Annotated in this window: 23 protein-coding genes; 13 read left to right on the forward strand and 10 right to left on the reverse strand. The window is 71.7% G+C overall.

All coding sequences use genetic code 11. From position 1 onward, the window contains the following. The first annotated feature begins 1 nt into the window (after position 1). Positions 2 to 973: an ABC transporter ATP-binding protein gene (locus tag LQ940_RS11175; RefSeq protein WP_231243531.1), complete on the forward strand. Its 972-nt coding sequence runs from the start codon at positions 2 to 4 to the stop codon at positions 971 to 973. Here LQ940_RS11175 and LQ940_RS11180 read toward each other — a convergent pair. From LQ940_RS11180 to LQ940_RS11195, 4 genes are all read right to left on the reverse strand, one after another. Beyond that, the gene (locus LQ940_RS11180) at positions 927 to 2,042 is read right to left on the reverse strand and encodes a PP2C family protein-serine/threonine phosphatase (protein WP_231243532.1); all 1,116 of its coding nucleotides are present in this window, start codon (positions 2,040 to 2,042) and stop codon (positions 927 to 929) included. The two genes, LQ940_RS11175 and LQ940_RS11180, sit on opposite strands and share 47 nt — an antisense overlap. A 92-nt stretch (positions 2,043 to 2,134) precedes the next feature. Beyond that, entirely contained in the window at positions 2,135 to 4,558 is a 2,424-nt protein-coding gene (locus tag LQ940_RS11185) for a GcvT family protein (protein WP_231243533.1), read from the reverse strand. Then, positions 4,551 to 5,465 carry a choline kinase family protein gene (locus LQ940_RS11190; RefSeq protein ID WP_231243534.1) on the reverse strand — a complete coding sequence of 305 codons (915 nt, stop codon included), beginning with the start codon at positions 5,463 to 5,465 and terminating at the stop codon, positions 4,551 to 4,553. Before LQ940_RS11190 ends, LQ940_RS11185 begins: the two co-directional genes overlap by 8 nt. Continuing rightward, positions 5,465 to 7,063, reverse strand: a complete 1,599-nt coding sequence (locus LQ940_RS11195) for an amino acid permease (RefSeq protein ID WP_231243535.1) — start codon at positions 7,061 to 7,063, stop codon at positions 5,465 to 5,467. Before LQ940_RS11195 ends, LQ940_RS11190 begins: the two co-directional genes overlap by 1 nt. A gap of 155 nt (positions 7,064 to 7,218) precedes the next feature. On the opposite strand from LQ940_RS11195, the gene LQ940_RS11200 reads away from it, so the two are divergent. The 7 genes from LQ940_RS11200 to LQ940_RS11230 all read left to right on the forward strand — a co-directional run bounded on the left by LQ940_RS11200 (position 7,219) and on the right by LQ940_RS11230 (position 13,642). Beyond that, positions 7,219 to 7,953, forward strand: coding sequence for a FadR/GntR family transcriptional regulator (locus LQ940_RS11200; protein ID WP_231243536.1), 735 nt, complete (start codon positions 7,219 to 7,221; stop codon positions 7,951 to 7,953). A 7-nt stretch (positions 7,954 to 7,960) separates the two neighbouring features. Beyond that, the gene (locus tag LQ940_RS11205) at positions 7,961 to 9,337 is read left to right on the forward strand and encodes a glutamine synthetase family protein (protein ID WP_269214787.1); all 1,377 of its coding nucleotides are present in this window, start codon (positions 7,961 to 7,963) and stop codon (positions 9,335 to 9,337) included. Beyond that, the gene (locus LQ940_RS11210) at positions 9,337 to 10,695 is read left to right on the forward strand and encodes an aldehyde dehydrogenase family protein (protein WP_231243537.1); all 1,359 of its coding nucleotides are present in this window, start codon (positions 9,337 to 9,339) and stop codon (positions 10,693 to 10,695) included. Before LQ940_RS11205 ends, LQ940_RS11210 begins: the two co-directional genes overlap by 1 nt. Positions 10,696 to 10,765: 70 nt before the next feature. Continuing rightward, positions 10,766 to 11,545 carry a 3-oxoacyl-ACP reductase gene (locus tag LQ940_RS11215; protein ID WP_231243538.1) on the forward strand — a complete coding sequence of 260 codons (780 nt, stop codon included), beginning with the start codon at positions 10,766 to 10,768 and terminating at the stop codon, positions 11,543 to 11,545. A 1-nt stretch (position 11,546) separates the two neighbouring features. Beyond that, positions 11,547 to 12,263, forward strand: coding sequence for a gamma-glutamyl-gamma-aminobutyrate hydrolase family protein (locus tag LQ940_RS11220; protein WP_231243539.1), 717 nt, complete (start codon positions 11,547 to 11,549; stop codon positions 12,261 to 12,263). A gap of 12 nt (positions 12,264 to 12,275) precedes the next feature. Next, positions 12,276 to 13,250 (forward strand): alpha/beta hydrolase, encoded by a 975-nt coding sequence (locus LQ940_RS11225; RefSeq protein ID WP_231243540.1) that lies wholly within the window; start codon positions 12,276 to 12,278, stop codon positions 13,248 to 13,250. A gap of 26 nt (positions 13,251 to 13,276) precedes the next feature. Continuing rightward, positions 13,277 to 13,642: a hypothetical protein gene (locus LQ940_RS11230; protein WP_231243541.1), complete on the forward strand. Its 366-nt coding sequence runs from the start codon at positions 13,277 to 13,279 to the stop codon at positions 13,640 to 13,642. 12 nt (positions 13,643 to 13,654) lie between these two features. Here LQ940_RS11230 and LQ940_RS11235 read toward each other — a convergent pair whose 3' ends face one another. The 4 genes from LQ940_RS11235 to LQ940_RS11250 are packed head-to-tail and all read right to left on the reverse strand — an operon-like array spanning position 13,655 to position 16,852. Continuing rightward, positions 13,655 to 14,419, reverse strand: coding sequence for a sulfite exporter TauE/SafE family protein (locus tag LQ940_RS11235; protein ID WP_231243542.1), 765 nt, complete (start codon positions 14,417 to 14,419; stop codon positions 13,655 to 13,657). A gap of 3 nt (positions 14,420 to 14,422) precedes the next feature. Continuing rightward, on the reverse strand, positions 14,423 to 15,550 hold the full coding sequence (locus tag LQ940_RS11240) for an SPFH domain-containing protein (RefSeq protein ID WP_231243543.1): 1,128 nt from the start codon (positions 15,548 to 15,550) through the stop codon (positions 14,423 to 14,425). Positions 15,551 to 15,586: 36 nt separating this feature from the next. Continuing rightward, positions 15,587 to 16,048 carry an NfeD family protein gene (locus LQ940_RS11245; protein WP_231243544.1) on the reverse strand — a complete coding sequence of 154 codons (462 nt, stop codon included), beginning with the start codon at positions 16,046 to 16,048 and terminating at the stop codon, positions 15,587 to 15,589. Positions 16,049 to 16,057: 9 nt separating this feature from the next. Beyond that, on the reverse strand, positions 16,058 to 16,852 hold the full coding sequence (locus tag LQ940_RS11250; RefSeq protein WP_231243545.1) for an ABC transporter ATP-binding protein: 795 nt from the start codon (positions 16,850 to 16,852) through the stop codon (positions 16,058 to 16,060). Positions 16,853 to 16,916: 64 nt separating this feature from the next. On the opposite strand from LQ940_RS11250, the gene LQ940_RS11255 reads away from it, so the two are divergent. Next, a complete protein-coding gene (locus LQ940_RS11255; RefSeq protein WP_231243546.1) occupies positions 16,917 to 17,648 on the forward strand; it encodes a hypothetical protein in 732 nt (243 codons plus the stop codon). Between the two features lie 121 nt (positions 17,649 to 17,769). Next, on the forward strand, positions 17,770 to 18,987 hold the full coding sequence (serB, locus tag LQ940_RS11260; RefSeq protein WP_231243547.1) for a phosphoserine phosphatase SerB: 1,218 nt from the start codon (positions 17,770 to 17,772) through the stop codon (positions 18,985 to 18,987). An 89-nt stretch (positions 18,988 to 19,076) separates the two neighbouring features. Here the strand turns inward: serB and LQ940_RS11265 are convergent, their stop codons facing one another. Further along, positions 19,077 to 20,042: a type IV toxin-antitoxin system AbiEi family antitoxin domain-containing protein gene (locus tag LQ940_RS11265; RefSeq protein ID WP_231243548.1), complete on the reverse strand. Its 966-nt coding sequence runs from the start codon at positions 20,040 to 20,042 to the stop codon at positions 19,077 to 19,079. Positions 20,043 to 20,247: 205 nt separating this feature from the next. Further along, positions 20,248 to 20,763 carry a SixA phosphatase family protein gene (locus LQ940_RS11270; protein WP_231243549.1) on the reverse strand — a complete coding sequence of 172 codons (516 nt, stop codon included), beginning with the start codon at positions 20,761 to 20,763 and terminating at the stop codon, positions 20,248 to 20,250. A gap of 23 nt (positions 20,764 to 20,786) precedes the next feature. Between LQ940_RS11270 and LQ940_RS11275 the strand changes: the two genes are divergently transcribed. From LQ940_RS11275 to LQ940_RS11285, 3 genes are read left to right on the forward strand one after another with little or no spacing between them, the layout of a single operon-like run. Then, the gene (locus tag LQ940_RS11275) at positions 20,787 to 21,779 is read left to right on the forward strand and encodes a cyanophycinase (RefSeq protein ID WP_231243550.1); all 993 of its coding nucleotides are present in this window, start codon (positions 20,787 to 20,789) and stop codon (positions 21,777 to 21,779) included. Then, a complete protein-coding gene (cphA, locus tag LQ940_RS11280) occupies positions 21,776 to 24,550 on the forward strand; it encodes a cyanophycin synthetase (RefSeq protein ID WP_231243551.1) in 2,775 nt (924 codons plus the stop codon). Before LQ940_RS11275 ends, cphA begins: the two co-directional genes overlap by 4 nt. After that, entirely contained in the window at positions 24,550 to 24,924 is a 375-nt protein-coding gene (locus LQ940_RS11285; protein ID WP_231243552.1) for a cupin domain-containing protein, read from the forward strand. The genes cphA and LQ940_RS11285 overlap by 1 nt, the downstream gene beginning before the upstream one ends. Positions 24,925 to 24,932 lie beyond the last annotated feature (8 nt).

Below are 24,932 nucleotides of genomic sequence, written 5' to 3' on the forward strand. Positions count from 1 at the left end.
CATGTCGCTGATCGAGGTGACCGACCTGCGTCGCACCTTCACCGTGCGCCGCCGCGTCGAGGGCGCGCGCCGCAAGCAGCGCACGGAGGTCGAGGCCGTCCACGACCTGACGTTCGGCATCGACGCCGGTGAGATGGTCGGCTACATCGGACCCAACGGCGCCGGGAAGTCCACGACGATCAAGATGCTCACCGGGATCCTGGTGCCCACCAGCGGGCGGATCTCGGTCGCCGGCGTGGACCCGAGCCGCCACCGCACGGCGCTGGCCCGGCGGATCGGCGTCGTCTTCGGGCAGCGCACCTCGCTGTGGTGGGACCTCCCGCTGCGCGACTCCTTCGACCTGCTGCAGAAGATCTACCGGACCGACCCGGCGCGCCACCGCATCAACCTCGAGGAGTTCCTCGAGCTGCTCGACCTGCGCGAGCTGCTCGACACCCCCGTGCGCCAGCTCAGCCTCGGCCAGCGGATGCGCGGCGACATCGCGGCGGCGCTCCTGCACGACCCCGAGATCCTCTACCTCGACGAGCCCACCATCGGCCTCGACGTCGTGAGCAAGGGCCGCCTGCGCGAGTTCCTGCGCGCCCTCAACCGCGAGCGGGGCACCACCCTCATGCTCACCACCCACGACCTGCAGGACATCGAGGCGCTCTGCGACCGGGTGATCGTCATCGACCGGGGCACCCTGGTCCACGACGGCACGCTGCCCGGGCTGCACGAGCGCGGCGGCTCGCACCGGACGGTCGTGGTCGACCTGGTCGACGAGGCGCCGCCGATCGAGGTAGCGGGCGCCGTGACCCGCCGGGTGGAGGGGCCACGGCAGTGGTTGAGCTTCCCCGCGGACACCAGCGCCGCCCCGATCGTGGCGGCGCTGGCCTCGTCGTACGACGTCGCGGACCTCTCCATCCAGGAGCCGGACATCGAGGACGTCATCCGCGAGCTGTACTCGCGCCCGCGGCCGGCCCGGTCCGACTGAGGACCAGGACCGCCCGGTCGTCGTCGCCACGCTCGACCTGCTCGATGATTCGCTGAGCCGAGCCGACGGGGCCGCCGTCGCGGATGGCGCCGCGGGCGACGCCGCGCAGCCAGTCGATCCCGGAGTCCAGGTCGCTGGTGGGCGACTCGATCACCCCGTCGGTGTAGAAGAGCAGGGCGTCGCCGACGCAGAGCACGCCCTCACTGACCATCAGCTCGGGGTCGCGCTCGATCCCGATCGCCATCCCGCGGGCGTTGTCGATGTGCCACACGTCCGCGGTCGCCTCCCAACGCAACGCCGGGGGGTGTCCCGCGCTGGTGATCGAGTAGCGACCGTCGTCCAGGTCGAGGGCAACGTGCACCGCGGTCGCGAAGGAGTCGTCGAGTCCGCGTCGCAGCAGGAACCGGTTGGCCGCCTGCATGAGGTCGCCCGGGGGCAGGGAGCCGATCAGGCCGCCGAGCGCACCGGCGAACTGCAGCGCCTGGGGTCCCGCCCCGAGGCCCTTGCCGCACACGTCGACCAGGATCAGCTCGAGCCGGCGGCGCTGCTCGTCCAGGTCGGCCACGAGGAAGTCGCCGGCGTACCCCACCCCGTCGGAGGCGATCATCGCCGTCTCCGTATGCCAGCCGTCCGGCAGCGCCGGGAGTGCGCTCTGCGACTGCAACCGCTCCCTGAGCTCGGACAGCAGGGCCTCGCTCAGCGGCGACGGAAGTCCGCTGCGCTGGCGGCTGGACTGGTACAGGATCAGCGCGACCGCCACGCCGAGGGTGAGCAGCGCCGCAGCGCGCGGTCCCGTGACCGGCCCGTCCAGCAGCATCGCGGTCACCGCTGCTGCGGCGGTGCAGGTCGTCATGGCGGCCAGGAACCAGAACCGCAGCAGCAGCATGCCCACGATCAGCCACACGAAGTACGAGGTGAGCGGCACCGTGTCGTAGTCGATGACCGAGGCGACGAACGCGCACGCGACGCAGATCAGGAGCACGCCCAGGACCTCGCGCTGACCCTCGGTGGAGCCGGTGCGCCAGCGCCGCACGCGGTCGCGCACATAGCGGGAGACGGTGCTCGTCACGTTCGTCGGCTCGAGCTCACAACCGGGAGGCTAGTGCTCGCGGCCCTCGCTCGTGGCCGTTGGGTCGAAGCCGTCATCACGATTCGGACACGTCAGCGCAGCGGTGCCCGCAGGGACATGCCCAGCGCGGCGAGCTCGCCGCCCACGTCGACTCGCCACTCGCCTGCCTCCAGCCACGCCGAGGTGACCGGGGCGTCGTGGCGCAGCAGTGCCAGCCCGACGCACACGCCGGCGGTCTCCCCCCACGCGGCGCTGGTCACCTGCCCCACCGGCGAGCCGTCGCGGAGCACGAGCTCGCCGCCCCAGAGCATCGGCTCTGCGTCCTCCACGACGAACGACGCCACCCGGCGCCGCGCGCCACCCTGCGCGAGCGCGGCGCGGTGCCCCTCGAGCGCCGCTCTGCCCAGGAAGTCCTTGTCGCCGTCCAGCGCCGTGGCGAACACGAGCCCCGCCTCCACGGGCGTGAGGTCAGGGGTCAGCTCACGGCCGAAGGCGCGGTAGCCCTTCTCCAGGCGCAGCGACTCGATCGCGTAGTAGCCGGCGTCGACCGCACCCCCGGCCCGCAGGGCCGCGTGCAGGCGCACCGCGTCGGCCGGGGGCACCATCAGCTCCCAGCCGAGCTCGCCGACGTAGGTCATCCGCGTGGCCCGCACCTGCGCCCCCGCGAGGGTCACCGGACGGCTGGTGGCGAACGCGAACCCCTCCTCGGAGAGGTCCGCGTCCGTCAGCCCGGCCAGCAGGTCACGCGCCGTCGGTCCCATCACGCCGAGCACGGCGTACTCGTCAGTCACGTCGCGCACCCGCATGTCGAGCCCGTCCGGCGCCTGCCGTCTCAGCCAGTCGAGGTCGCGGACGGTGGTCGCCGAGCTGGACACCAGCAGGAACGTCGACTCCCCCGTCCGGGTCACCGTCAGGTCGGCCTCGTAGGTGGCGCGCCGGTTGAGCATCGGCGTGTACACACAGCCTCCGACCGGCACGTCCACGTCGGCGGCGCACAGCCACTGCAGAGCGGGCAGCGCGCCGGGACCCTCCACGACGTACTTGCTGAAGGAGGTCTGGTCGAACACCGCGACCGCCGTGCGCGTCGCCCGCTGCTCGACCGCCGACGAGGCCAGCCAGTCGGGCTTGCCCCAGGCGTAGTCGAGCGAGGCGGGGCCGAACACGAGCGGGCGCTCCCAGCCCATACGGGTGCCGAACACGGCACCGGACGCGGCCAGCACCTCGTGCAGTGGCGAGGTCCGCTGCGGCCGGCCGGACCGGAGCTCGCGGTTGGGCCACGGCACGGCGTAGTGCAGGCCGAGCACCTCCACGACCCGCGAGCGCAGCCACGTCTCGTCTGCGTGGAACGGCGCGAAGCGACGCACGTCGACCGCCGCCAGGTCGCTGGTCGGCTCGCCCTCCACGATCCACTCGGCCAGGGCCCGCCCGGCACCTCCGGCCGACGCGATGCCCACCGAGTTGAAGCCCGCTCCGACGAAGAGCCCGGCGACCTCGGGGGTCTGTCCGAGCAGGAACTGGTTGTCGGGTGTGAAGGACTCCGGCCCGTTGTAGAACTTGCGGATCCCGGTCTCGGCGAGCGCCGGCACCCGGCGCACGGCCTCGTCCATGAGGACCGAGAAGTGGTCCCAGTCCTCCTCGAGCAGCTGGAACTCGAACGGGTACGGCAGGTCCGAGGGTGAGCGCCAGGGCTTGGCCTCGGGCTCGAAGCCACCGACGACCAGCCCGCCGACCTCCTCCTTGAAGTAGGTCCACCCGTCGGGGTCGCGCATGATGGGCAGGTCGGGATGGCAGCCCTCGACAGCCTCGGTCACGACGTAGAAGTGCTCGGCGGAGTGCAGCGGCACGGTGACGCCGGCGAGGTCGCCCAGCGCCTTCGCCCACTGACCGGCGCAGTTGACGACGACCTCGGCCTCCACGTTCCCGTGGTCGGTGCGGACGCCGGCGACCCGCGGGCGCCGGGGGCCGTCGACCAGCTCGAAGCCGGTGACCCGCACCTGCTCGACGATCCGCACGCCGCGCTGCCGGGCACCCTTGGCCAGCGCCTGGGTGACGTCGGTCGGGTTGACCTTGCCGTCACCTGGAAGCCAGATGGCCCCGAGCAGGTCGTCCACGCGCATGGCCGGCCACAGCTCCTGGGCACGCTCCGGCGACACCAGCTCGCAGTCCATGTCGTACGCCGTCGCGTTGGCGGCCGTGCGCCTCAGCTGCGCCATCCGGTCCTCGGTGCGCGCGACGATGAGCCCGCCGGTGTTGCGGTAGCCCGTGGCGAGCCCGGTCTCCGCCTCGAGCGAGGCGTAGAGCTCCGCCGAGTACTGCACCAACCGGGTGCCGCTCTCAGAGGCCCGCAGCGGCCCCACCAGGCCGGCCGCATGCCAGGTCGTGCCGCCCGACAGGTGGCCCTGCTCGAGCAGCAGCACGTCGGTCCAGCCCAGCCTCGCCAGGTGGTAGGCGACCGAGGTGCCGATCACGCCGCCGCCCACGATGACGACGCGCGATCGCTGCGGCAGGTCAGCCACCGGCAGCCACCTGGTCCAGCAGACGCGGCAGGTCGGGGCCGCGGAAGACGGCCGCGGCCTTGTCCAGCCGCTGCGCACCCCACGCGAAGAAGTCGAAGTCGAGCGGGCTCGTCGCGGCCTGGATGAAGCCCCACAGCGACCAGCCGTAGGCCGAGCACAGCGCCTGGACCCGCACCCGCGCCAGGTCGGCCGGCGTCGGGTCGCCGAAGTAGGCGGCCGTCCACGCCTCGACGAGGTCGGCGTCGAAGTCGCACTCGGTAGCGGTGTTGCCGAGCTCGAAGGCGGCGTCGTTGTTGCCGGAGTACTCGTAGTCGATGAGCCACACCCGGGTGCCATCGTCGATGAAGTTGGCCGCGAGCAGGTCGTTGTTGCACGGCACGGTCGGGCGACGGGCGACGGCGACCGCTCGTCGTACCGTCTCCCAGTCCTCGGCGAGGTCGTCGTAGGACGACGGCAGCCGGAAGCCGTTCGACTTCACCGTCGCCAGGTACGTCGCCTGGCGGGCGAACATGTCGAAGTCGCCGGCGAAGCGGGAGCCGGCGTGCAGGGCGCGCACCGCCTGCGCCGCGCGTCCGAGCACCCGCTCGTCGGCGAACGAGCCGTTGTCGAGGACCGCGCCGGGCAGGTGCTCGATCACCAGCATCCGCAGATCCGGCCGGTACTCGACGACTCGTGCGCCCACCCCGGCCTCGGCGGCCCGCCGGGTGTTGTGATGCTCGGCGTCCCGATCGATGCCCAGCAGGGCCACGTCGCCGGTCGAGCAGCGCACCACGAAGTCGCCTCCGTCGCCGGTGCGAACCCGCACGTTGTGGTTCGTCAGCCCGCCCGGCAGCTCGGAGACCCGGCGGGACCGCCCCGCCAGGCAGGCGAGGCGGTCCAGGTCGCTGTCGAGCTGGGACAGGGTCACTACTCGTCGAAGGCCTCGACGACGGCCTTGTCGATGGTCACCTGCGGCCCGGTGAACCAGTGCTTGGCCGAGACCGCCCACCAGACCGCCAGGACCGCCAGCGATCCGAGGGTCAGGATCGGCGCGTAGTTGACGAACTTCCACGAGAACTCGTCGTTGAACGGGTTGCCGGCCGGGACGAACGGCAGGATGAAGTAGATGCAGATGATGGCGATCTCGGCGACCGCGATGATGTTCATCCACTTGTACTTGCTGCCGTTGGTCCAGCTGCCGGGCTGGAAGTCGTCGCCCATCCGCCAACGCAGCCAGATCGGGATCAAAAAGGCGAGGTAGAGACCGATCACCGCCACCGAGACCACGGCGTAGAAGGCCGTCGGCACGATGAGCGGGTCCTCCTCGGTGCCGATGTTGACCTCGACGAGCGCCGGCAGGGTGATCAGGGCGGCGACGACGGCGACGAGCAGCACGGCGTTGGCGGGGACCTTGGTCCTCGGGTTGACCTTGGACCACAGCGAGGAGCCGGGGATGGCCTTGTCCCGGGAGAACGCGAAGGTCATGCGCGAGGCGCTGGTCATGCAGGCGGTCGAGCAGAAGAACTGCCCGACGGCCGAGATCAGCAGGACCGTCCCCGCTACGTTGGTGTCCAACACCGAGGTGAAGATGTAGGCCACGCCGTTGGCTCCGACCCCGGCGTTGTCCGGGTCGCCGGCCGCGTTGTCGGGGACCGCGAACAAGAACGCGAGCAGGAGGATCCAGCCCCCGATGGCGGAGTAGAAGATCGAGCGCCAGATGCCCTTGGCCGCCCCCTCGGAGGCTGCGGTGGTCTCCTCGGACAGGTGAGCCGAGGCGTCGAAGCCGGTGATCGTGTACTGCGTGAGCAGCAGGCCGAACGGCATCACGAGCAGCCAGTAGGTCATGCCGCTCGTGGATCCGCCGTCGTAGCCGGAGTTGTTGAATCGCTCGGTGAACACGTAGCTGAAGCTCTGGTGGCCGTCCGGGAGGAAGACCAGGATCAGCACGATGGCCAGGGCGCCGACGACGTGCCACCAGACCGACACGTTGTTCATGATCGCCATCAGGTGGCCGCTGAAGATGTTGAGGAGCGAGGCGAGCGCCAGCACGATCACGAAGATGAGGAACACGCGAGTGAGCGAGTAGCCCTCGGCGAAGCCGGTCGAGAAGGTGCTGAGCGTGAGGTCGATGAACGTCGCACACCCGTAGGCGACCGAGGCCGTCACCGCGACCAGGCCGATGAGGTTCAGCCAGCCGGTGAAGAACCCGGCCCTGGGGCCGCCCATCTTGGCCGCCCACCAGTAGATGCCGCCCGAGGTCGGGTACGCCGACACCAGCTCGGACATCGTGAAGCCGATCAGCAAGATGAACGCCGAGACGATCGGCCAGCCCCAGGAGATGGCGACCGGACCGCCGTTGTTGAAGCCCTGGCCGAAGGTCGTGAAGCAGCCGGCGAGGATCGAGATGATCGAGAAGGAGATGGCGAAGTTGGAGAACCCGGACCAGGTCCGGCTCAGCTCCTGCTTGTACCCGAGTTTCGCCAGGAGCTCCTCGTCAGCGTTCTTCGGCATGGTGTCGTCAGACATGGAGCGCCTCCGGGTCGGTTCGTGCGAACGTGAACGGGACGCTAGACCCGCGTCGACGGGCTGTAAATGGGTCCCGGGTAATTTTGGTATGAACTCAGACCATTGAGTGGTGAGCGGTTTGACACTGCCGGGCACCCGAACGAAGGATGACGTCCATGACCGCCCCCTCAGCGCAGCACCTGCCTGAGGCGGTGCTCCGGCCGGTGCGGGGCCACCATGCCTTCGAGGCCTGCGTGGAGCAGCTGGGCACGGCCATCCGGCTCGGCGTCTACCCCCTCGGCTCGACCCTCCCGCCGGAGCGCGAGCTGGCCGAGCGGCTGCGGGTCTCCCGGGCCACGCTGCGCGAGGCGATGGCCGCGTTGCGCGAGGCCGGGCTGGTCCAGACCACGCGCGGGCGCGGCGGCGGCACCGTCGTCACCCTCAAGCCCCGGACGCCGTCCGCCCGCGCCGCGGCGCGGATCGCCCCGGCTAAGAGACGCGACTGGCTGGACGCGCTGGAGTACCGGCGCGTCGTCGAGCCGGGCGCCGCCGCGCTCGCCGCCCAGCGCGAGCTGACCGGCGTACGGCGGGAGCGGCTGGAGCAGGCGCATGCCGAGGTCGCCGGGGCCGATCGTGCGGCCGCGCACCGGCAGGCCGACAGCCGGTTCCACCTGACGGTCGCCGCGCTCAGCGAGTCGCCGCGGCTGATCGAGGCCGTGACCTCGGTCCAGGCCACCCTGCACGAGATGCTGCTGGCGATCCCGGTGCTGGACGCCAACATCGCCCACTCCGACCGCCAGCACGCGACGGTCGTGCGGGCGATCCTCGCGGGCAGCCCCGACCGGGCCCGCCGGGCCATGGAGCACCACTGCGACGACACAGCCGCGCTGCTGCGCGGCCTGCTGGGATAGGAGCCCCATGACGACCACCGAGCTGCGCAACGAGCGCCACCTGAGCATGCAGCACCTGCTCGACCGGATCCGCGACGGCAGGGTCGACACCGTGATCGTCGCCTTCACCGACATGCAGGGGCGCCTGCAGGGCAAGCGCCTGCACGGGCACTACTTCGCCGAGCACGTGGTGGCCCACGGCACCGAGGGCTGCAACTACCTGCTCGCCGTCGACGTCGACATGAACACCGTCGACGGCTACGCCATGTCCTCGTGGGAGCAGGGCTACGGCGACATGGAGTTCGTCATGGACGAGCGGACGATCCGGCTGCTCACGCACCTCGACGGGACCGCGATGGTGCAGTGCGACCTGGCGTGGTCCGACCACTCCCCGGTCCTGCAGTCCCCCCGCTCGATCCTGGCCCGCCAGCTCGAGCGCTGCGCGGAGCAGGGGTGGACGGCGCTCGCCGGCACCGAGCTGGAGTTCATCGCCTTCGACACGACGTACGAGGCGGCCTGGGCGTCGGGCTACCGCGACCTCACGCCGGTCAACCAGTACAACGTCGACTACTCGATCCTCGGCACCACCCGCGTCGAGCCGCTGCTGCGCTCGATCCGCAACCACATGTACGCCGCCGGGATCGACGTCGAGGGCGCCAAGGGCGAGTGCAACCTCGGCCAGCACGAGATCGGCTTCCTCTACGCCGACGCGCTGACCACCGCGGACAACCACGCGGTCTACAAGAACGCCGCGAAGGAGATCGCCGCCCAGCAGGGCAAGGCGATCACGTTCATGGCCAAGTACGACGAGCGCGAGGGCAGCTCCTGCCACATCCACCTGTCGCTGCGCGGGACCGACGGGTCGCTGGTGTTCTGGGACGAGGACAAGGGCGAGCGCACCCCGCTGTACGACCACTTCGTGGCCGGCGTGCTCGCGACGGTCTCGGACTTCACGCTGATGTTCGCCCCGAACATCAACTCCTACAAGCGCTTCGCCGACGGCTCGTTCGCCCCCACCACGATCGCCTGGGGGCTGGACAACCGCACATGTGCGGTGCGGCTGGTCGGGCGCGGACCCACGGCGCGCATGGAGAACCGGATCCCCGGCGCCGACGCCAACCCCTACCTCGCGCTGGCCGCCATGCTGGCCGGCGGTCTGCACGGCATCGAGCACCGGCTGGAGCTGGAGGAGCCGCTGACCGGCAACGCCTACACCTCCGGGCGCCCCAAGGTGCCCTCGACCATGGCCGCGGCACGCGAGGCCTTCACCACCTCGGCCATCGCGCGGGCCGCGTTCGGCGACGAGGTCGTGGACCACTACACCAACATGGCCGACGTGGAGCTCGCCTCCTTCGGTGCGGCCGTGACCGACTGGGAGCTGCGACGCGGCTTCGAAAGGCTGTGATGAGCTCCTACACCGTCATCAACCCGGCGACCGCGACGCCGGTGACCGACGTCCACCTGGCCTCGGTCGAGGAGACCGACGCCGCGATCGAGGCCGCCCAGGAGGCGTTCGTCGGCGGCTGGCGTGACCTCGCGCCCGGGGAGCGCGCGCGGCTGTTGCGGCGCTTCGCCTCGGTGGTCGACGCCCACGTGGAGGAGCTCGCCGAGCTCGAGGTCCGCAACGCCGGCCACACCTGGGGCAACGCCCGCTGGGAGGCGGGCAACGTCCGCGACTGCCTCAACTACTACTCCGCCGCCCCCGAGCGCCTCTTCGGCCGGCAGATCCCGGTGCCGGGCGGGGTCAACCTGACCTTCCGCGAGCCGCTGGGCGTCGTGGGCGTGATCGTGCCGTGGAACTTCCCGATGCCGATCGCCGGCTGGGGCTTCGCGCCCGCGCTGGCGGCCGGCAACACCGTGGTCCTGAAGCCGGCCGAGCTCACGCCGCTGACCGCCATCCGCCTGGGCGAGCTCGCCCTGGAGGCCGGCCTCCCGGAGCACGTGCTCACGGTCATCCCGGGCAAGGGCACGGTGGTCGGCGAGCGGTTCGTGACCCACCCGCTGGTGCGCAAGATCGTCTTCACCGGCTCGACCGCGGTGGGCAAGCGGATCATGGCCGGCTGCGCCGACCAGGTGAAGCGCCTGACCCTCGAGCTCGGCGGCAAGAGCTCCAACATCGTCTTCGCCGACGCCGACATCGACGCGGCCGCGGCCACGGCGCCGTACGCCGTCTTCGACAACGCGGGCCAGGACTGCTGCGCCCGCTCCCGCATCCTGGTCCAACGCTCGGTCTACGACGAGTTCCTGTCCAAGCTGGAGCCGGCGGTCACCGGCCTGCGGGTGCTCGACCCCACCGACGAGGCCAGCGAGATGGGTCCGCTGATCTCCGCACAGCAGCGGGCGACGGTGCGCGGCTTCCTGGACGAGGTCGAGGTGGCCTTCGCCGGGACGACCCCCGGCGGTGACGGGTTCTGGGTGCCCCCGAGCGTGGTCACCACCGAGGACGCCGAGGCCCGCATCTGGCGCGAGGAGGTCTTCGGGCCGGTCGTGGCGGTCATGCCGTTCGACGACGAGGCCGACGCCGTGGCGCTGGCCAACGACACCGAGTACGGCCTGTCCGGCTCCATCTTCACCCGCGACCTCGGCCGCGGGCTGCGCGTCGCCCGCGCGGTCGAGAGCGGCAACCTCAGCGTCAACTCCCACTCGGCGGTCCGCTACTGGACACCGTTCGGCGGCTACAAGCAGTCCGGCCTGGGCCGCGAGCTCGGCCCGGACGCCACCACGGCGTTCACCGAGGAGAAGAACGTCTTCATCGCCCACTGACCCCCCACCGGTGGTCGAGGAGGGACGAAGTCCCGTCTCGAGACCCCGCAAGACGAAAGGCATCATCACCATGGCAGGACGCATCCAGGACCGGGTCGCCGTCATCACCGGCGGCTGCTCGGGCATCGGCCTGGCGACCGTGCAGCGCTTCGTCGAGGAGGGCGCCAAGGTCGTCATCGGCGACATCGACGACGAGCGAGGCGAGAAGCTCGTCGACTCGCTCGGCGGGGAGCGAGTCGCTGCGTACGTGCACGTCGACGTCACCGACAAGGAGCAGGTCGACGCGCTGTTCCGCACGGCGAAGGAGACCTACGGCTCGGTGGACATCGCCTTCAACAACGCCGGCATCTCCCCGCCCGAGGACGACTCGATCCTCGACACCGACCTAGACGCCTGGCGCAAGGTGCAGGAGGTCAACCTGACCAGCGTGTACCTGTGCTGCAAGGCGGCGCTGCCCTACATGCTCGAGCAGGGCAAGGGGTCGATCATCAACACGGCGTCCTTCGTGGCCGTGATGGGTGCGGCCACGTCGCAGATCTCCTACTCCGCCTCCAAGGGCGGGGTGCTGTCGATGACCCGCGAGCTCGGCGTGCAGTTCGCCCGCCAGGGTGTCCGCGTCAACGCGCTGTGCCCCGGCCCGGTCAACACCCCGCTGCTGCAGGACCTGTTCGCCAAGGACGCCGAGCGAGCCGCGCGCCGCCTGGTGCACGTCCCGATGGGACGCTTCGGAGAGCCGGAGGAGATGGCCTCGGCCGTGCTGTTCCTGGCCTCGGACGACTCCTCCTTCATGACCGCGAACACGTTCCTGGTCGACGGCGGCATCTCCGGCGCCTACGTCACCCCGCTCTGACATGTCCGCGCCCGTCATCGGCCTGACCACCTACCGCGAGCAGGCGGCCTGGGGGGTGTGGCGCCAGCGCGCCGACCTGCTGCCCACGCAGTACGCCGAGGCCGTCACGGCCACCGGCGGCCTGCCCGTCCTGCTGCCGCCGGTCGCGGTCGCCGGTGCGGCGGACGAGGTGGTGGCCCGCCTCGACGGGCTCGTGGTCTGCGGCGGCGCGGACGTCGACCCGGCGCGCTACGGCGCCGAGCCGCACCCGCGCACGGCCGGGTGGCGACCCGATCGCGACGCCTGGGAGGCGGCGCTCCTCGACGCGGCGGAGGCGGCCGGCCTGCCCGTGCTCGGCGTGTGCCGGGGGATGCAGCTGATGGCCGTCCACGCGGGCGGTGCGCTCGACCAGCACACGCCGGACCTGGTCGGCGACGAGCGGCACTCCCCCGGCGGAGACGAGTTCGGCGCGGTGTCCGTCGCCACGGCGCCGGGCTCCCGGCTCGCGGGGCTGGTGGGCGAGCACCTGGCGGTCAGCTGCCACCACCACCAGTCCGTGCGCTCGCACCCCGGCTTCGCCGCCGTCGCCCACGCCGACGACGGGACCGTGGAGGCCATGGAGGCGCCGGGCGACCGGTTCTGTCTCGCCGTGCAGTGGCACCCGGAGACCGCGGCCGACGTCGGGCTGCTCGCCGGGCTGGTACGTGCGGCCTCGGCGTACGCCGCGCAGCGGGCCTGACAGACTGCGGGCATGACGCTGGAGCCCACCCCCGACGTCCTCGGCGAGCCCTGGGTGGCGGAGACCCTCACGCTGCGCCCCGACGACGAGGGCGAGGTGGTGGCGACCCTGGTCAGCCGACGGGCGCCGTTCGCCAGCCGCGGCGCCGTGCTCCACGTGCACGGCTTCGCCGACTACTTCTTCCAGACCGAGTACGCCGAGTGGTGGCTCGAGCGCGGCTACGACTTCTACGCCCTGGACCTGCGCAAGTACGGACGCTCGCTGCTGCCGCACCAGACCCCCAACTACGTCGCCGACCTGCGCGAGTACGACGAGGAGCTGGCCGAGGCCTGGCACCGGATCACCGCGCGCGACGGGCACACGCAGGTCGTGGCCTCCGCTCACTCCACCGGCGGGCTGATCCTCCCCCTGTGGCTGGACCGACGCCGACCGAGCCAGCTCGCCGCGCTGGTGCTCAACTCCCCCTGGCTGGACCTGCAGGGCAGCGCCGCCGCGCGGCTGGTCGGCACCCCCATCATCAAGCGGGTCGGCGCGCGCCAGCCGATGCGCGAGATCAGGCGGGCGGTCTCCGGGCTCTACGCCCGCAGCCTGCACGCCCAGCACGAGGGCGAGTGGGACTTCGACCTGGCCTGGAAGCCGATGATGTCGTTCTCGGTCTACGCCGGCTGGCTGCGCGCCGTACGCGAGGGGCACGCCCGTCTCCAGCGCGGCCTCGACCTGCGCTGCCCGGTGCTGGTGCTGTCCTCGGATCGCTCCTCACAGCCGCAGGCGATGGGCGAGGACGTTCACAGCACCGACATCGTGCTCGACGTGCGCCAGATCCGCCGCTGGTCCACCGCGGTCGGCACCCACGTCACCTACGTCGCCGTCCCCGGTGCCCGCCACGACGTCGTGCTCTCGCGGGCCGAGCCGCGCGCCCGCATCTACGACGAGCTTGGCCGCTGGCTCACGACGTACGTCGCACCCCCGTCGCGCTCGCTGCTCTGAGCTGCCCGACCGCTAGGGTCACCCGCATGAACTCCGTGACCGGTCTCGCCCTCGGCCGCATCGCCGTCGGCGTCGCCTCGCTCGCCAAGCCCGACCTCGTCGCCTCCTCGATGGGACAGCCGCCCTCACCGCTGCTGACCCAGTGGTTCGGCTCGCGCGAAATCGCGCTCGGCGCCCTGACCCTGGTCGCCTCCGGCAGCGCCCGCCGCAACCTGGTCCTCGTCGGCATGGCCGTCGACGGCGCCGACGCCGGCACGGCGTACGCCGCCATCCAGGCCGGCCACCTGCCCAAGCAGACCGGCTACGGCCTCATGGCGGTCGCCACCGGCGCCGTGCTGTCCGGGCTGATGGGGCTGCGCGTCAAGAAGCGCAAGACCCTCACCGCCGCGTAGCGGGCGCGGTCGTCAGGTCAGCAGCAGCGCAACCAGCGCCACCAGGCCGACGATCACGATGATGGTGCGCAGCACCAGCGGCGGCAGCCGGCGGCCGACGCTCGCCCCGAGCACGCCTCCCACGACCGAGCCGGCGCCGATCAGGACGACGATCAGCCAGTCGACGTCGGCCACGAAGGCGAACAGCAGCCCGGCGACCCCATTGACGCCGGCGGCGAGCACGTTCTTGACGGCGTTGAGCCGCTGTAAGTGCTCGGCGACCCCGATCCCGAGGACCGCCATCAGCAGCACGCCCTGGGCGGCGCCGAAGTAGCCGCCGTACACGCCGGTCAGCAGCACCGCCGGCCACACCCACCAGGCGCCGTCGCGGCCGGTGTCGCCGCGCGCCTCGCTGCGGCCCGCGACCCACGCGGAGAGCCGCGGCTGGAAGATCACCAGCACCACGCCGAGGAGGATCAGCACCGGCACGATCGCGGAGAAGGCGTCCTCGGGCAGCACCAGCAGCAGCACCGCGCCCACGGCGCCGCCGATGAGCGAGCCCGACAGCAGCCTCAGCACCCGCGAGCGCTGTCCGGCGAGCTCTCGCCGGTAGCCGATGGCGCCCGACACCGACCCCGGCACCAGGCCGATGTTGTTGGAGACGTTGGCCGTGACCGGCGGGACCCCGAACGCCAGCAGGGTCGGGAACGTGATCAGCGTCCCCGACCCGACGACGGTGTTGATCGTGCCGGCCGCGACCCCGGCGAGCAGGATGGCGGCAGCCTCGAGGAGCGGCACCGACTACGAGACGGGGGGAGGTGGTGGCGCGTCGTCCGCGGCCGGCGGCACGGCGCCGGTCGGCTTGGTCGGGTTGGCGGCGGCCTTGGCCTCGGCGATGGCGTCCTCGACGGCCTTGCTGGTACGTCCCCGCTCGGACTCCGCGAGCGCGCCGCTGCCGGCGAGCTGCGCCGGCTCCGTGCTGCCCATGTCGACCCGGGTGCGCGGGCCCTCGGTCTCGCGCGGGATGCCGGCCATCTCGGTCATCGTCGAGCCCAGGCCCTCGAGCGCCTTGCCGATCTCGCTCGGCACGATCCAGAGCTTGTTGGAGCTGCCCTCGGCGAGCTTGGGCATCATCGTGAGGTACTGGTAGGCCAGCAGCGACTGGTCGGGGTTGCCGTCGTGGATCGCCTGGAAGACGGTCTGGATGGCCTGTCCCTCGCCCTGGGCGCGCAGGATCGACGACTCCCGGTCGGCCTGGGCACGCAGGATCAGCGACTCGCGGTCACCCTCGGCCGACAGAATCGAGGCCTGCTTCTCGCCCTCCGCGGTGAGGATCGCGGCCTGGCGGCCGCCCTCTGCGGTGAGGATCTGGGCCCGCTTGTCGCGGTCGGCGCGCATCTGCTTCTCCATCGAGTCCTTGATGGAGGGCGGCGGGTCGATGCCCTTGAGCTCGACCCGGTTGACCCGGATGCCCCACTTGCCGGTGGCCTCGTCGAGCACCCCGCGCAGGCGGGTGTTGATCTCGTCGCGGCTGGTGAGCGTGGCCTCGAGGTCCATGCCGCCCACGATGTTGCGCAACGTGGTCATCGTGAGCTGCTCGACGGCCTGAATGTAGTTGGCGATCTCGTAGGTCGCCGCGATCGGGTCGGTGACCTGGAAGTAGATGACGGTGTCGATGGAGACCACCAGGTTGTCCTGGGTGATGACCGGCTGCGGCGGGAAGCTCACGACCTGCTCGCGCAGGTCGATGAGGTAGCGCACCTTGTCGATGAACGGCACGACGACGTTCAGGCCGGCGGACAGCGTCTCCTTGTACTTGCCGAACCGCTCCACCACGCCCGCCCGCGCCTGCGGCACGATCCGGACGGTCTTGGCGAGCAGGACGATCACGAACAGGAACAGCAGTCCCAGCAGGATCAGGGCGACCATGGGGTTCTCCTTGGCATGCGGCTCAGGGCTGGCGGGTCAGGGCTCGAGGGTGGGGACGGGGTGCACGTAGGCGGTGGCGCCCTTGATCGCGAGCACCTCGACGGTCTGGCCGGGCGCGATCACGAGGTGCTCGTCGTACGGTGCGGCGGACCATACCTCGCCACCGAGGCGGATCCGGCCGACCTCGAGACCGCTGATCTGCTCGGTCACGACGGCGCGCTGGCCGACCAGCTTGGAGTGGCCCAGGGTGAGCTCGGGGCCGCCGTGGAAGCGCCGCGCGAGCTGGGGGCGCACCAGCGCCAGCATCGCGACCGACGCGCCAGCGGCCACGAGCGCCTGCAGGGCGAACGGCGCGCCCACGAGGGCGAGGATCATCCCGGCGACCGCACCGGCGGCCATCATGATCAGCACCAGGTCGAGACTGAACATCTCCGCGACACCGAGGACGATGGCCAGGCCCAGCCACGTCTGCCACAGGTTGTCCGCCAGCCAGTCCATGTCCGGAGCCTATCGGTGGCGCGTCTGTCGGCGGGCGGAATAGCGGCCCTCCTCGTGGTGCAGCGCCAGCGGCATCCCGAAGGTCGCCGAGAGCACCGGCTCGGTGAGCACGTCCGCCAGCGGTCCGGCAGCCACGACCCTGCCCTGGCGGAGCAGCAGCGCGTGCGTGAAGCCGGGCGGGATCTCCTCGACGTGGTGCGACACCAGGACCGTCGCGGGCGAGTCCGCGTCCATCGCCAGGACCGACAGCGTGGACACCAGGTCCTCGCGGCCGCCGAGGTCGAGGCCGGCTGCCGGCTCGTCCAGCAGCAGCAGCTCCGGGTCGGACATCAGCGCCCGGGCGATCTGGACGCGCTTGCGCTCGCCCTCGCTGAGGGTGCCGAAGGTGCGCTCGGAGAGGTGACTGACCCCGAGCTCCACCAGCAGCGCGTGGGCCCGCTGGTGGTCGAGGTCGTCGTAGGTCTCCACCCAGCGGCCCACCACGCCGTACGACGCGGAGACGACCACGTCGTGGACCCGCTCGCTGCGCGGGACGCGCTCGGCGATCGCGGCGCTGGTGAGACCGATGCGGGGGCGCAGCTCGAAGACGTCGACGGTGCCGAGGACCTCGCCGAGGATGCCGGCGACCCCGGTGGTCGGGTGCATCTGGGCGGAGGCGACCTGGAGCAGCGTGGTCTTGCCGGCGCCGTTGGGGCCCAGGATCACCCAGCGCTCGTCCTCCTCGACGGTCCACGAGACCTGGTCCAGAAGGGTCGCCTGGCCGCGCCGGACGGTCACGTCGGCGAACTCCAGCACGGCTCCCATGGCGGTCACCCTATCCAGACCCGTCGGCGCCGTCCGCGGGGCGTGGCAACTACCATCGAGCGTCGTGAGTAGCCCTCTTGCCGTCTCGGGCCGCGTCGCGTGGTGGGGCACCTCCTGGCTGCGCGGCCACATCGTCGCCGACCAGCTGCTGGACGCCCTGCTGACCGACAGCGTCTCGCACCTGGTGAGCGGTCTCGGCGAGGGTGGTCCCGAGCCGATCCTGACCGCCCTGGCCCGGCTGCGGGCGCTCGGGGCGACCGGCTTCGGTGCTGCCCTTCCCGCGGAGGGGGACCCGGTCGGGCTCGGCGGCCCGGCGGAGTTCAACGCCGAGGCGCTGGAGGTCGGCGAGGCGGTGATCGCCATCGGTGCGGGGGTGGGTCTCACACCGCGGGCGGTGGGTCCGACGTACGAGTGGCACGCCCGGCCGGCGGCTCCCCGTCAGCTTCCCGACGTCGGCGAGGCCGACCGGGCCCTGCGCACCGCGCTGCTGGAGAGCGCCCGCGATCTCGCCGCCCTCGACGTCGCCCGGTGGCGGCCCGAGGTCGCGGACCGGCTGCTGAACCTGCGCCACGTCGTGCCGCTCGCGGCGCCACCGGGCGTGCCCGCGCGGTGCGTGGACCTGGCCGCACGCGCCCTCCAGGCCCTCGAGATCGTCGACCTCGCGCTGGCCGACGACGGCGGCGCCATCACCGCCGCCGAGATCGCGGCGCGGCGCGCCGCGCTGGTGGTGCTGGAGCGCGCCGGGCGCCGCGCCCTCGTCGCCGCCTGCTCCCCCGAGGTCTGGCCGCCGTCCTAGCCTGCGGTCCGGCCGCCCGTCACCACTCGGCGTGGCGTCGGTGCCGGGCGGGAGCGATCATGGCGCCAGCATGGACGGCACCATCGACAGCGAGACGGTGGGCGATAGCCTCGCCTGCATCATGAGCCCGAAGTCGAAGCCCGAGACGCTCCTGATCACCCTCACCGGCAAGGACCGGCCCGGCGTGACCTCGTCGGTCTTCGGCGCGCTGGCGCAGGCGGGCGTCGAGGTGCTCGACATCGAGCAGATCCTGCTCCGCCGGCGGCTGATCCTCGGCGTGCTGGTGACGGCCCCGCGGGACTGGCGCAAGCTCAAGGCCGCCGTCGAGGCAACCGCCGCCGAGCTCGGGATGACCGTCGAGGTCGACCGGGGGTCCGGCGACAACAAGCCGCGGCGTGAGGGCCGCTCCCACGTCACGATCATCGGAACGCCGCTGAAGGCAGGGGCCATGGCCGCCATCGCCGGCCGGATCGCGGACTGCGGCGGCAACATCGACCGGATCGAGCGGATGGCCCGCTATCCCGTCACCGCCATCGACCTGCACGTCTCCGGGGCGGACCCCGAGCGCCTGCGCGCCGTCCTGGCCGCCGAGGCGGCGACCCAGACGGTCGACGTCGCCGTACAGCCCGCCAACCTGCTGCGCCGCGGCATGCGCCTGATCGTCCTCGACGTCGACTCCACGCTGATCCAGGGCGAGGTGATCGAGATGCTCGCCGCCCACGCCGGTCACGAGGCGGAGGTCGCCCGGATCACCGAGTCCGCGATGCGCGGCGAGCTCGACTTCGAGGCCTCCCTGCGCGCCCGCGTGCGGTTGCTCGCCGGCCTGGACGCCTCCGCACTGGACGCGGTGTACGAGGAGATCGTGGTGACGCCGGGCGCGCGCACGATGGTGCGGACCCTGCGGCGCCTCGGCTACCGCTTCGCGATCGTCTCCGGCGGCTTCAGCCAGATCACCGACCGCCTCGCCGAGGACCTCGGCATCCACTACGCCCGCGCCAACGAGCTCGAGATCGTCGACGGCGTCATCACCGGTGAGATCGTCGGCGACGTCGTAGACCGAGCCGGCAAGGCTCGCGCCCTGCGGGAGTTCGCGGCCGAGGTCGGCGTACCCGAGGCCGCCGTCATCGCCATCGGCGACGGCGCCAACGACCTCGACATGCTCAACGCCGCCGGCCTCGGCATCGCCTACAACGCCCGCCCCATCGTCCAGCAGGCCGCCGACACCTCCGTCAACGTCCCCTACCTCGACGCCATCGTCTACCTCCTCGGCATCTCCCGCGAAGAGGTCGAGATGGCCGACGCCGAGGCCGGGATTGTCACGCCGGCGCCGCCGGTGTGAGCAGGGTTATCAGCATCTGCTGATAACCAGGCGCTCCTGGGCACGAATTCCGGCCCAGAAGCACCGGAGAACCCCCAGAACCCGGCTCGTCAAGAAGCGATTCCCATGGGGAACAGCTCGCGCCTGATCCGCGCGGCCAAGCGTGCGGGGTCGGCCAGCTCGCTCCAGGTGACTCGGATGCAGCGCCACCCGGTCAGACGACAGATCTCGCGCTCGCGGTCGCGCTCGCGGATGACGACGTCGCTTGTGCGCTCGCCCGGCTTGAGCAGCTTCTCGTACTTCACCCAGCCGTCGAACTCGACGAACACGCCGAGCTCAGGCCATGCGAAGTCCACGCGCCACACGACTCGTCCCCACTCGTCCCGGATCTCGTACTGCGGAACGGGGCACGGCAACCCCTGTTGGTAGCAGCACCAGAAGGTGCGCGACTCCCCCACTGTCTCGATCCGCGCGTCCGACAACCGGAGGACGAGCTCGATCCCGATCGACCCGGGCCAGTTCTCCATCCCGACGTACTGCGTATGAAGCTGCTCGGCCGTGGCGAGCCGCCGGTGGAGGACGTCGTTCGCGGCGCAAAGAGCTGCCTCGGTGCTGGCGAGCGTGGCGGACTCCAGCACAGCTCGGGCCGGCGTCATGACAGGCACGTTGTTCACCACGCGAAGGTCCCCCGGCCCAAGTCGCCCTTCGTGTTGGTTGATGTCGCGACCCCGCCGGCCGGACAGACCGTCGGTCCGCGTGGTGTGGACCGTCGAAAGATCGAAGCCCCACAGCGGCACGTCCCACTCGGCGAGAGCGGAGGTGTGCGAGAGCACCACGGGAGTGCGTGCCACTCCCAGGACGGCGTGCCCGCGCAACACGTAGCGGCTCTCCTGGTCACAAGAGGTCCAGACGGTGTCGGGGGCGTAGGTGCCCACTCTGACCTTCACCAGCCCCTCGCGCTTGACCAGGCGGGCGATGGCACGGTCGTCCAGACCTTGCGCTATCAGGTCTCGACGGAACGTGAGCGGTGCGTTGCGTGGATGATCGGCAGGGCGAGTCCGGGTGGGAAGTCTCATGGACGTCACGCTGCCCGGCAAGCGCGTCGTCGCACGGCAAGCCGGCATCAGCGGTGGAGAAGCGTGGCAGGACCGCGTCCTGTGGACAGCAGGTGGCCATCACGACCCAGCCGCCTCTGGGACTTTCCCTGCTGTTCTGGGCAAGAATTCCGGCCCAGAACAGCAGGGTTATCAGCATCTGCTGATAACCCCGCCCACCAGCCGCTCAGGCGCGGGCGACATGGAAAGCAACCAGCCGAGCGCGGCCGGCGTCGAGGTCGGCCCATGACGCGTCGTAGGAGAAGAGGGCGAGGGAGCAGGTGGGGAAGCCGGTGGTGAGGTCGGCGGCAGCCGCGGGGTCGCCGTCGCCGTCGTCGAGCAGCGAGGCGAGGTAGGCCATGGTCGGGTTGTGGCCGACCATCATCACCGAGGCGACGTCGTCGGGCAGCGCGCGGACCAGGTCCAGGGCGGTGTCGGGGCCGGCGGAGTACAGGCCGCGGTCCAGCGACGGGTCCAGCGACCAGCCGGCCTCGGCCGCCACGGCCGCCCACGTCTCCTGCGTGCGTACGGCGGCCGAGACGAGCGCGACGTCCGGGCGCACCGACCGGGACGCCAGCCAGGCGCCGGCCGCGGTCGCGTCGGCACGCCCACGAGCCGTCAGCGCGCGCTCGAAGTCGGTGGTGCCGGCCGGCTCGGCCTGGGCGTGACGCATGACCACGACGGTGCGATGAGCTGCGGGCATCCCCACACCATAGGGTGACTCGCATGGCCAAGGGACCCCTGATGATCATCGGCGGCGCCGAGGACAAGCTGCGCAAGCGCAGCATCCTCCAGGCGTTCGTCACCGCCGCGGGTGGGGCCGAGGCGCGCATCGCCGTCATCCCCACCGCGTCCTCCCTCGGCGTGGAGGTCGTGCAGGTGTACGACGCCCTGTTCCGCCGCGAGGGCGCGGCCGATGTGATCGCCGTCCGCCCCGAGACCCGCGAGGACGCCCACGACGAGACGCTGGTCAAGGAGCTCTCCGACGCGACCGGCATCTTCATGACCGGGGGCAACCAGCTCAAGCTCTCCGCCATCATCGGCGGGACGCCGCTCGGCGACGCCATCATCGACGCCCACGAGCGCGGCGTGGTGGTGGCCGGTACGTCGGCCGGCGCCAGCATCCAGTCCAGCCACATGGTCGCCTTCGGCGGCCCGGGGGCCACGGCCAAGCAGCGCATGACGCAGGTCGCCGCGGGGCTGGGGCTGCTGCAGACCTCGGTCATCGACCAGCACTTCGACCAGCGCAACCGCTACGGCCGGCTGCTCATGATCGTCTCCCAGTCCCCCCAGCTGCTCGGGATCGGGGTCGACGAGGACACCGCCGCGATCGTGGAGTCCCGCGAGATCGACGGCGAGGAGCACGAGGTCCTGCGGGTCATGGGGCGCGGTGCGGTCACCGTCTTCGACCCGGCCCACATCACCACCAACGCCTACGAGGCCAAGCGCTCGGCGCCGATCCTGGCCAGCGGGGTGGTCCTGCACGCGCTTCCGGCCGGCAGCGAGTTCGACCTCACGAGCCGCACGCTGGTCCCCCCGGACCAGCGGGTCGACCTCGAGGAGGCGGCCGAGATCGCGGAGGCCAGCCACGACCTGCGCCAGATGGCCCGCGACATCGCGGCCGCCGACGCCTCCCCCAGCGCACTGCGGCGCCGCCTCGCGCGCGCCCGCAGGCAGAGCACACCGCCCACCCACGGCCCGGACGGAGTCACCTCATGAGCGAACGCCCCACCCCCGACCTCCACATCCTCGAGACCCGGGTCTACCGCGGCGCCAACATCTGGTCCTACGACAAGGCCATCCACCTCGTCGTGGACCTCGGCTCGCTCGAGGACTTCCCGACCAACACGATCCCCGGGTTCACCGACAACCTCCTGCAGATGCTGCCCGGCCTGCGCGACCACTCCTGCTCGCGCGGCAAGCGCGGCGGCTTCGTGGAGCGCCTCAACGAGGGCACCTGGCTCGGCCACGTCGCCGAGCACACCGCGCTCGCCCTGCAGCAGGTGGTCGGCCACGACATCCGCCGCGGCAAGACCCGCCAGGTCAAGGGCCAGAAGGGCGTCTACAACGTCATCTTCGGGTACGCCGACGAGCAGGTCGGCCTGGCCGCCGCCCGGCTCGCGGTGCGCCTGGTCAACCACCTGGTCCAGGCCGACCCCGAGCTCGACTGGGAGCAGGAGCTCGAGTCCTTCATCCTGCGCGCCGAGCGCACGGCCTTCGGCCCGTCCACGCAGGCCATCCTGGACGAGGCGGTCTCGCGCGACATCCCCTGGCTCCGGCTCAACCAGCACTCGCTGGTGCAGCTCGGCCAGGGCGTCCACGCCAAGCGCATCCGCGCCACCATGACCTCCAACACCTCCGCGATCGCCGTCGACATCGCCTCCGACAAGGACCTCACCACCCGGCTGCTGGGCGCGGCGGGGCTGCCGGTGCCCAAGCAGGACACGGTGCGCACCGAGGACCAGGCGGTCCGCGCGGCCGACCGCATCGGCTACCCGGTGGTCGTCAAGCCGCTCGACGGCAACCACGGCCGCGGCGTGTGCCTCGACCTGCAGGACGCGCAGGAGGTGCGCCAGGCGTTCGCCATCGCCAAGGAGCAGTCCCGGCGCGGGGTGGTGGTCGTCGAGTCACTGATCGTCGGCAAGGACTACCGCTGCCTGATCATCGACGGCCGGGTCGCCGCCATCGCCGAGCGGGTGCCGGCCTCGGTAACCGGCGACGGCACGAGCACCGTCGAGCAGCTCGTCGACACCGCCAACGCCGATCCGCGCCGCGGCGTCGGCCACGAGAAGGTGCTGACCCGGATCAAGGTCGACGACGCCGCGGTCGAGCTCGTCCGCGAGCAGGGCTTCGAGATGACCGAGGTACCGCCCGAGGGCCAGGTGGTGAAGCTGGCCCTGACCGGCAACATGTCCACCGGCGGCATCTCCATCGACCGGACGTTCGAGGCGCACCCCGAGAACGTCGAGATCGCCGAGGAGGCCGCCCGCATGGTCGGGCTCGACATCGCCGGCATCGACTTCATCTGCCCCGACATCACCGAGCCCGTCCGCGAGACCGGCGGCGCCATCTGCGAGATCAACGCCGCGCCGGGCTTCCGCATGCACACGCACCCGACGATCGGCGAGCCGCAGTTCATCGCCAAGCCGGTGGTCGACATGCTGTTCCCGCCGGGGGCGACCAGCCGGATCCCGATCGTGGCCGTCACCGGGACCAACGGCAAGACCACGACCTCGCGGATGATCAGCCACATCTTCAAGGGGATGGGGCGCAAGGTCGGCATGACCTCGACCGACGGGGTCGTGATCGACGAGCGGCTGCTGATCCGCTCCGACGCGTCCGGCCCGCGCTCGGCCCGGATGGTCCTGCAGAACCCACGCGTCGACTTCGCGGTCTTCGAGGTGGCGCGCGGCGGGATCCTGCGCGAGGGTCTCGGCTACGAGCGCAACGACGTCGCCGTCGTGCTCAACGTGCAGCCCGACCACCTCGGGCTGCGTGGCATCGACACGATCGAGCAGCTCGCCGACGTCAAGGCCGTGCTGGTCGAGGCGGTCCCCCGCGACGGCCACGCCGTGCTCAACGCCGACGACCCGCTGGTGCGCGAGATGCGCCGGCGCTGCTCGGGCCAGGTCGTGTGGTTCTCCATGGAGGAGCCGGGCTCGGAGGTACGCGACATGATCGACGCCCACTGCCGCCGCGGCGGCAAGGCGCTGGTCCTCAACCCCTCGGAGCGGGGCGAGATGATCGTCGTCAAGCACGGCCCCCGAGAGATGCAGCTCGCGTGGACCCACCTGCTGCCGGCGACCTTCGGCGGGCGGGCGCGCATGAACGTCCAGAACGCCCTCGGTGCCGCGGCCGCCGCCTTCGCGGCGGGTGCCCCGCTGCACGACATCCGCCTGGGTCTGCGGACCTTCTCGACGAGCTACTACCTCTCCCCCGGCCGCCTGAACGAGATCGAGGTCAACGGCGTCAACGTCATCGTCGACTACTGCCACAACGCCCCCGGCATGCGCATGCTCGGGGACTTCGTGGACCGCGTCGGGGAGACGCTGGCCTCGTCGCACGACCTGGCCCGCCCGTCGCGGATCGGCGTCATCGCCACCGCCGGCGATCGCCGGGACCAGGACATGTGCGAGCTCGGCGAGATCGCGGCCCAGCACTTCGACGTGGTCATCGTCCGCGAGGACGCCAGCCTGCGCGGCCGCGAGCGGGGCGACGTCGCCGGCCTGGTGGCGCAGGGGGTGCGCGCGGCCATGGACGCCGGCGCGCGCTGCAAGCAGGTCGAGGAGGTGCACGACGAGATCGAGGCCGTGCGCCATGCCATGGCGCGCGCCAACCGCGGCGACCTGGTGGTGATCTGCGTCGACAAGCACGCCGCGGTGATGACCGAGCTCGAGGACTGGTCGTCGCAGGCCCAGGCCGGGGCCGGGGTGACGTTGGACGCCCCGGCGGCCGACCCCGACTTCGTGGCGACCCCCAGCGAGGCCTGATGCGGGTCCTGGACCTCACCACGCTCCCCGGCCGCCGGGTCGACTCCCACGGCAGCCGGGGCTTCTCCGTGGCGGCGTTCGGCCTCACCGCCGACGCCCACCTGGTCACGGTGACGCTGGCGCCCGGTGGCGTCATCGCCCGGCATCCCGCGGCCGGCCGCCAGCTGCTGGTCGTGCTCGCCGGTGCGGCCGTCGTCTCCGGCGGCTCGGACGGGGAGGGCCAGGAGGTGGCCGTGGGTCCCGGACAGGCGGTGGTCTGGGAGCCGCACGAGCCCCACGAGACCCGGACGACCGACGGCCTCACCGCGCTGGTGATCGAGGGCGAGGTCGAGGTCGGCAGCCCCGGCCACCACGTCGACCCCGGCGACGTCTGAGGTACGAC

Origin of the sequence: Nocardioides sp. cx-173 (genome assembly GCF_021117365.1) — a bacterium.
In the GTDB taxonomy this organism is placed as follows: Bacteria; Actinomycetota; Actinomycetes; order Propionibacteriales; family Nocardioidaceae; genus Nocardioides.

Excerpts from the sequence above, each read along its gene's own strand:
- LQ940_RS11215 (WP_231243538.1), top strand. The coding sequence starts at position 10,766 with ATGGCAGGACGCATCCAGGACCGGGTCGCCGTCATCACCGGCGGCTGC.
- LQ940_RS11265 (WP_231243548.1), bottom strand. The coding sequence starts at position 20,042 with ATGAGACTTCCCACCCGGACTCGCCCTGCCGATCATCCACGCAACGCA.
- LQ940_RS11225 (WP_231243540.1), top strand. The coding sequence starts at position 12,276 with ATGACGCTGGAGCCCACCCCCGACGTCCTCGGCGAGCCCTGGGTGGCG.
- LQ940_RS11230 (WP_231243541.1), top strand. The coding sequence starts at position 13,277 with ATGAACTCCGTGACCGGTCTCGCCCTCGGCCGCATCGCCGTCGGCGTC.
- LQ940_RS11195 (WP_231243535.1), bottom strand. The coding sequence starts at position 7,063 with ATGTCTGACGACACCATGCCGAAGAACGCTGACGAGGAGCTCCTGGCG.
- LQ940_RS11285 (WP_231243552.1), top strand. The coding sequence starts at position 24,550 with ATGCGGGTCCTGGACCTCACCACGCTCCCCGGCCGCCGGGTCGACTCC.
- LQ940_RS11175 (WP_231243531.1), top strand. The coding sequence starts at position 2 with ATGTCGCTGATCGAGGTGACCGACCTGCGTCGCACCTTCACCGTGCGC.
- LQ940_RS11200 (WP_231243536.1), top strand. The coding sequence starts at position 7,219 with ATGACCGCCCCCTCAGCGCAGCACCTGCCTGAGGCGGTGCTCCGGCCG.
- LQ940_RS11210 (WP_231243537.1), top strand. The coding sequence starts at position 9,337 with ATGAGCTCCTACACCGTCATCAACCCGGCGACCGCGACGCCGGTGACC.
- LQ940_RS11250 (WP_231243545.1), bottom strand. The coding sequence starts at position 16,852 with ATGGGAGCCGTGCTGGAGTTCGCCGACGTGACCGTCCGGCGCGGCCAG.
- LQ940_RS11240 (WP_231243543.1), bottom strand. The coding sequence starts at position 15,550 with ATGGTCGCCCTGATCCTGCTGGGACTGCTGTTCCTGTTCGTGATCGTC.
- LQ940_RS11205 (WP_269214787.1), top strand. The coding sequence starts at position 7,961 with ATGACGACCACCGAGCTGCGCAACGAGCGCCACCTGAGCATGCAGCAC.
- LQ940_RS11275 (WP_231243550.1), top strand. The coding sequence starts at position 20,787 with ATGGCCAAGGGACCCCTGATGATCATCGGCGGCGCCGAGGACAAGCTG.
- LQ940_RS11270 (WP_231243549.1), bottom strand. The coding sequence starts at position 20,763 with ATGCCCGCAGCTCATCGCACCGTCGTGGTCATGCGTCACGCCCAGGCC.
- cphA (WP_231243551.1), top strand. The coding sequence starts at position 21,776 with ATGAGCGAACGCCCCACCCCCGACCTCCACATCCTCGAGACCCGGGTC.
- LQ940_RS11220 (WP_231243539.1), top strand. The coding sequence starts at position 11,547 with ATGTCCGCGCCCGTCATCGGCCTGACCACCTACCGCGAGCAGGCGGCC.
- LQ940_RS11245 (WP_231243544.1), bottom strand. The coding sequence starts at position 16,048 with ATGGACTGGCTGGCGGACAACCTGTGGCAGACGTGGCTGGGCCTGGCC.
- serB (WP_231243547.1), top strand. The coding sequence starts at position 17,770 with ATGAGCCCGAAGTCGAAGCCCGAGACGCTCCTGATCACCCTCACCGGC.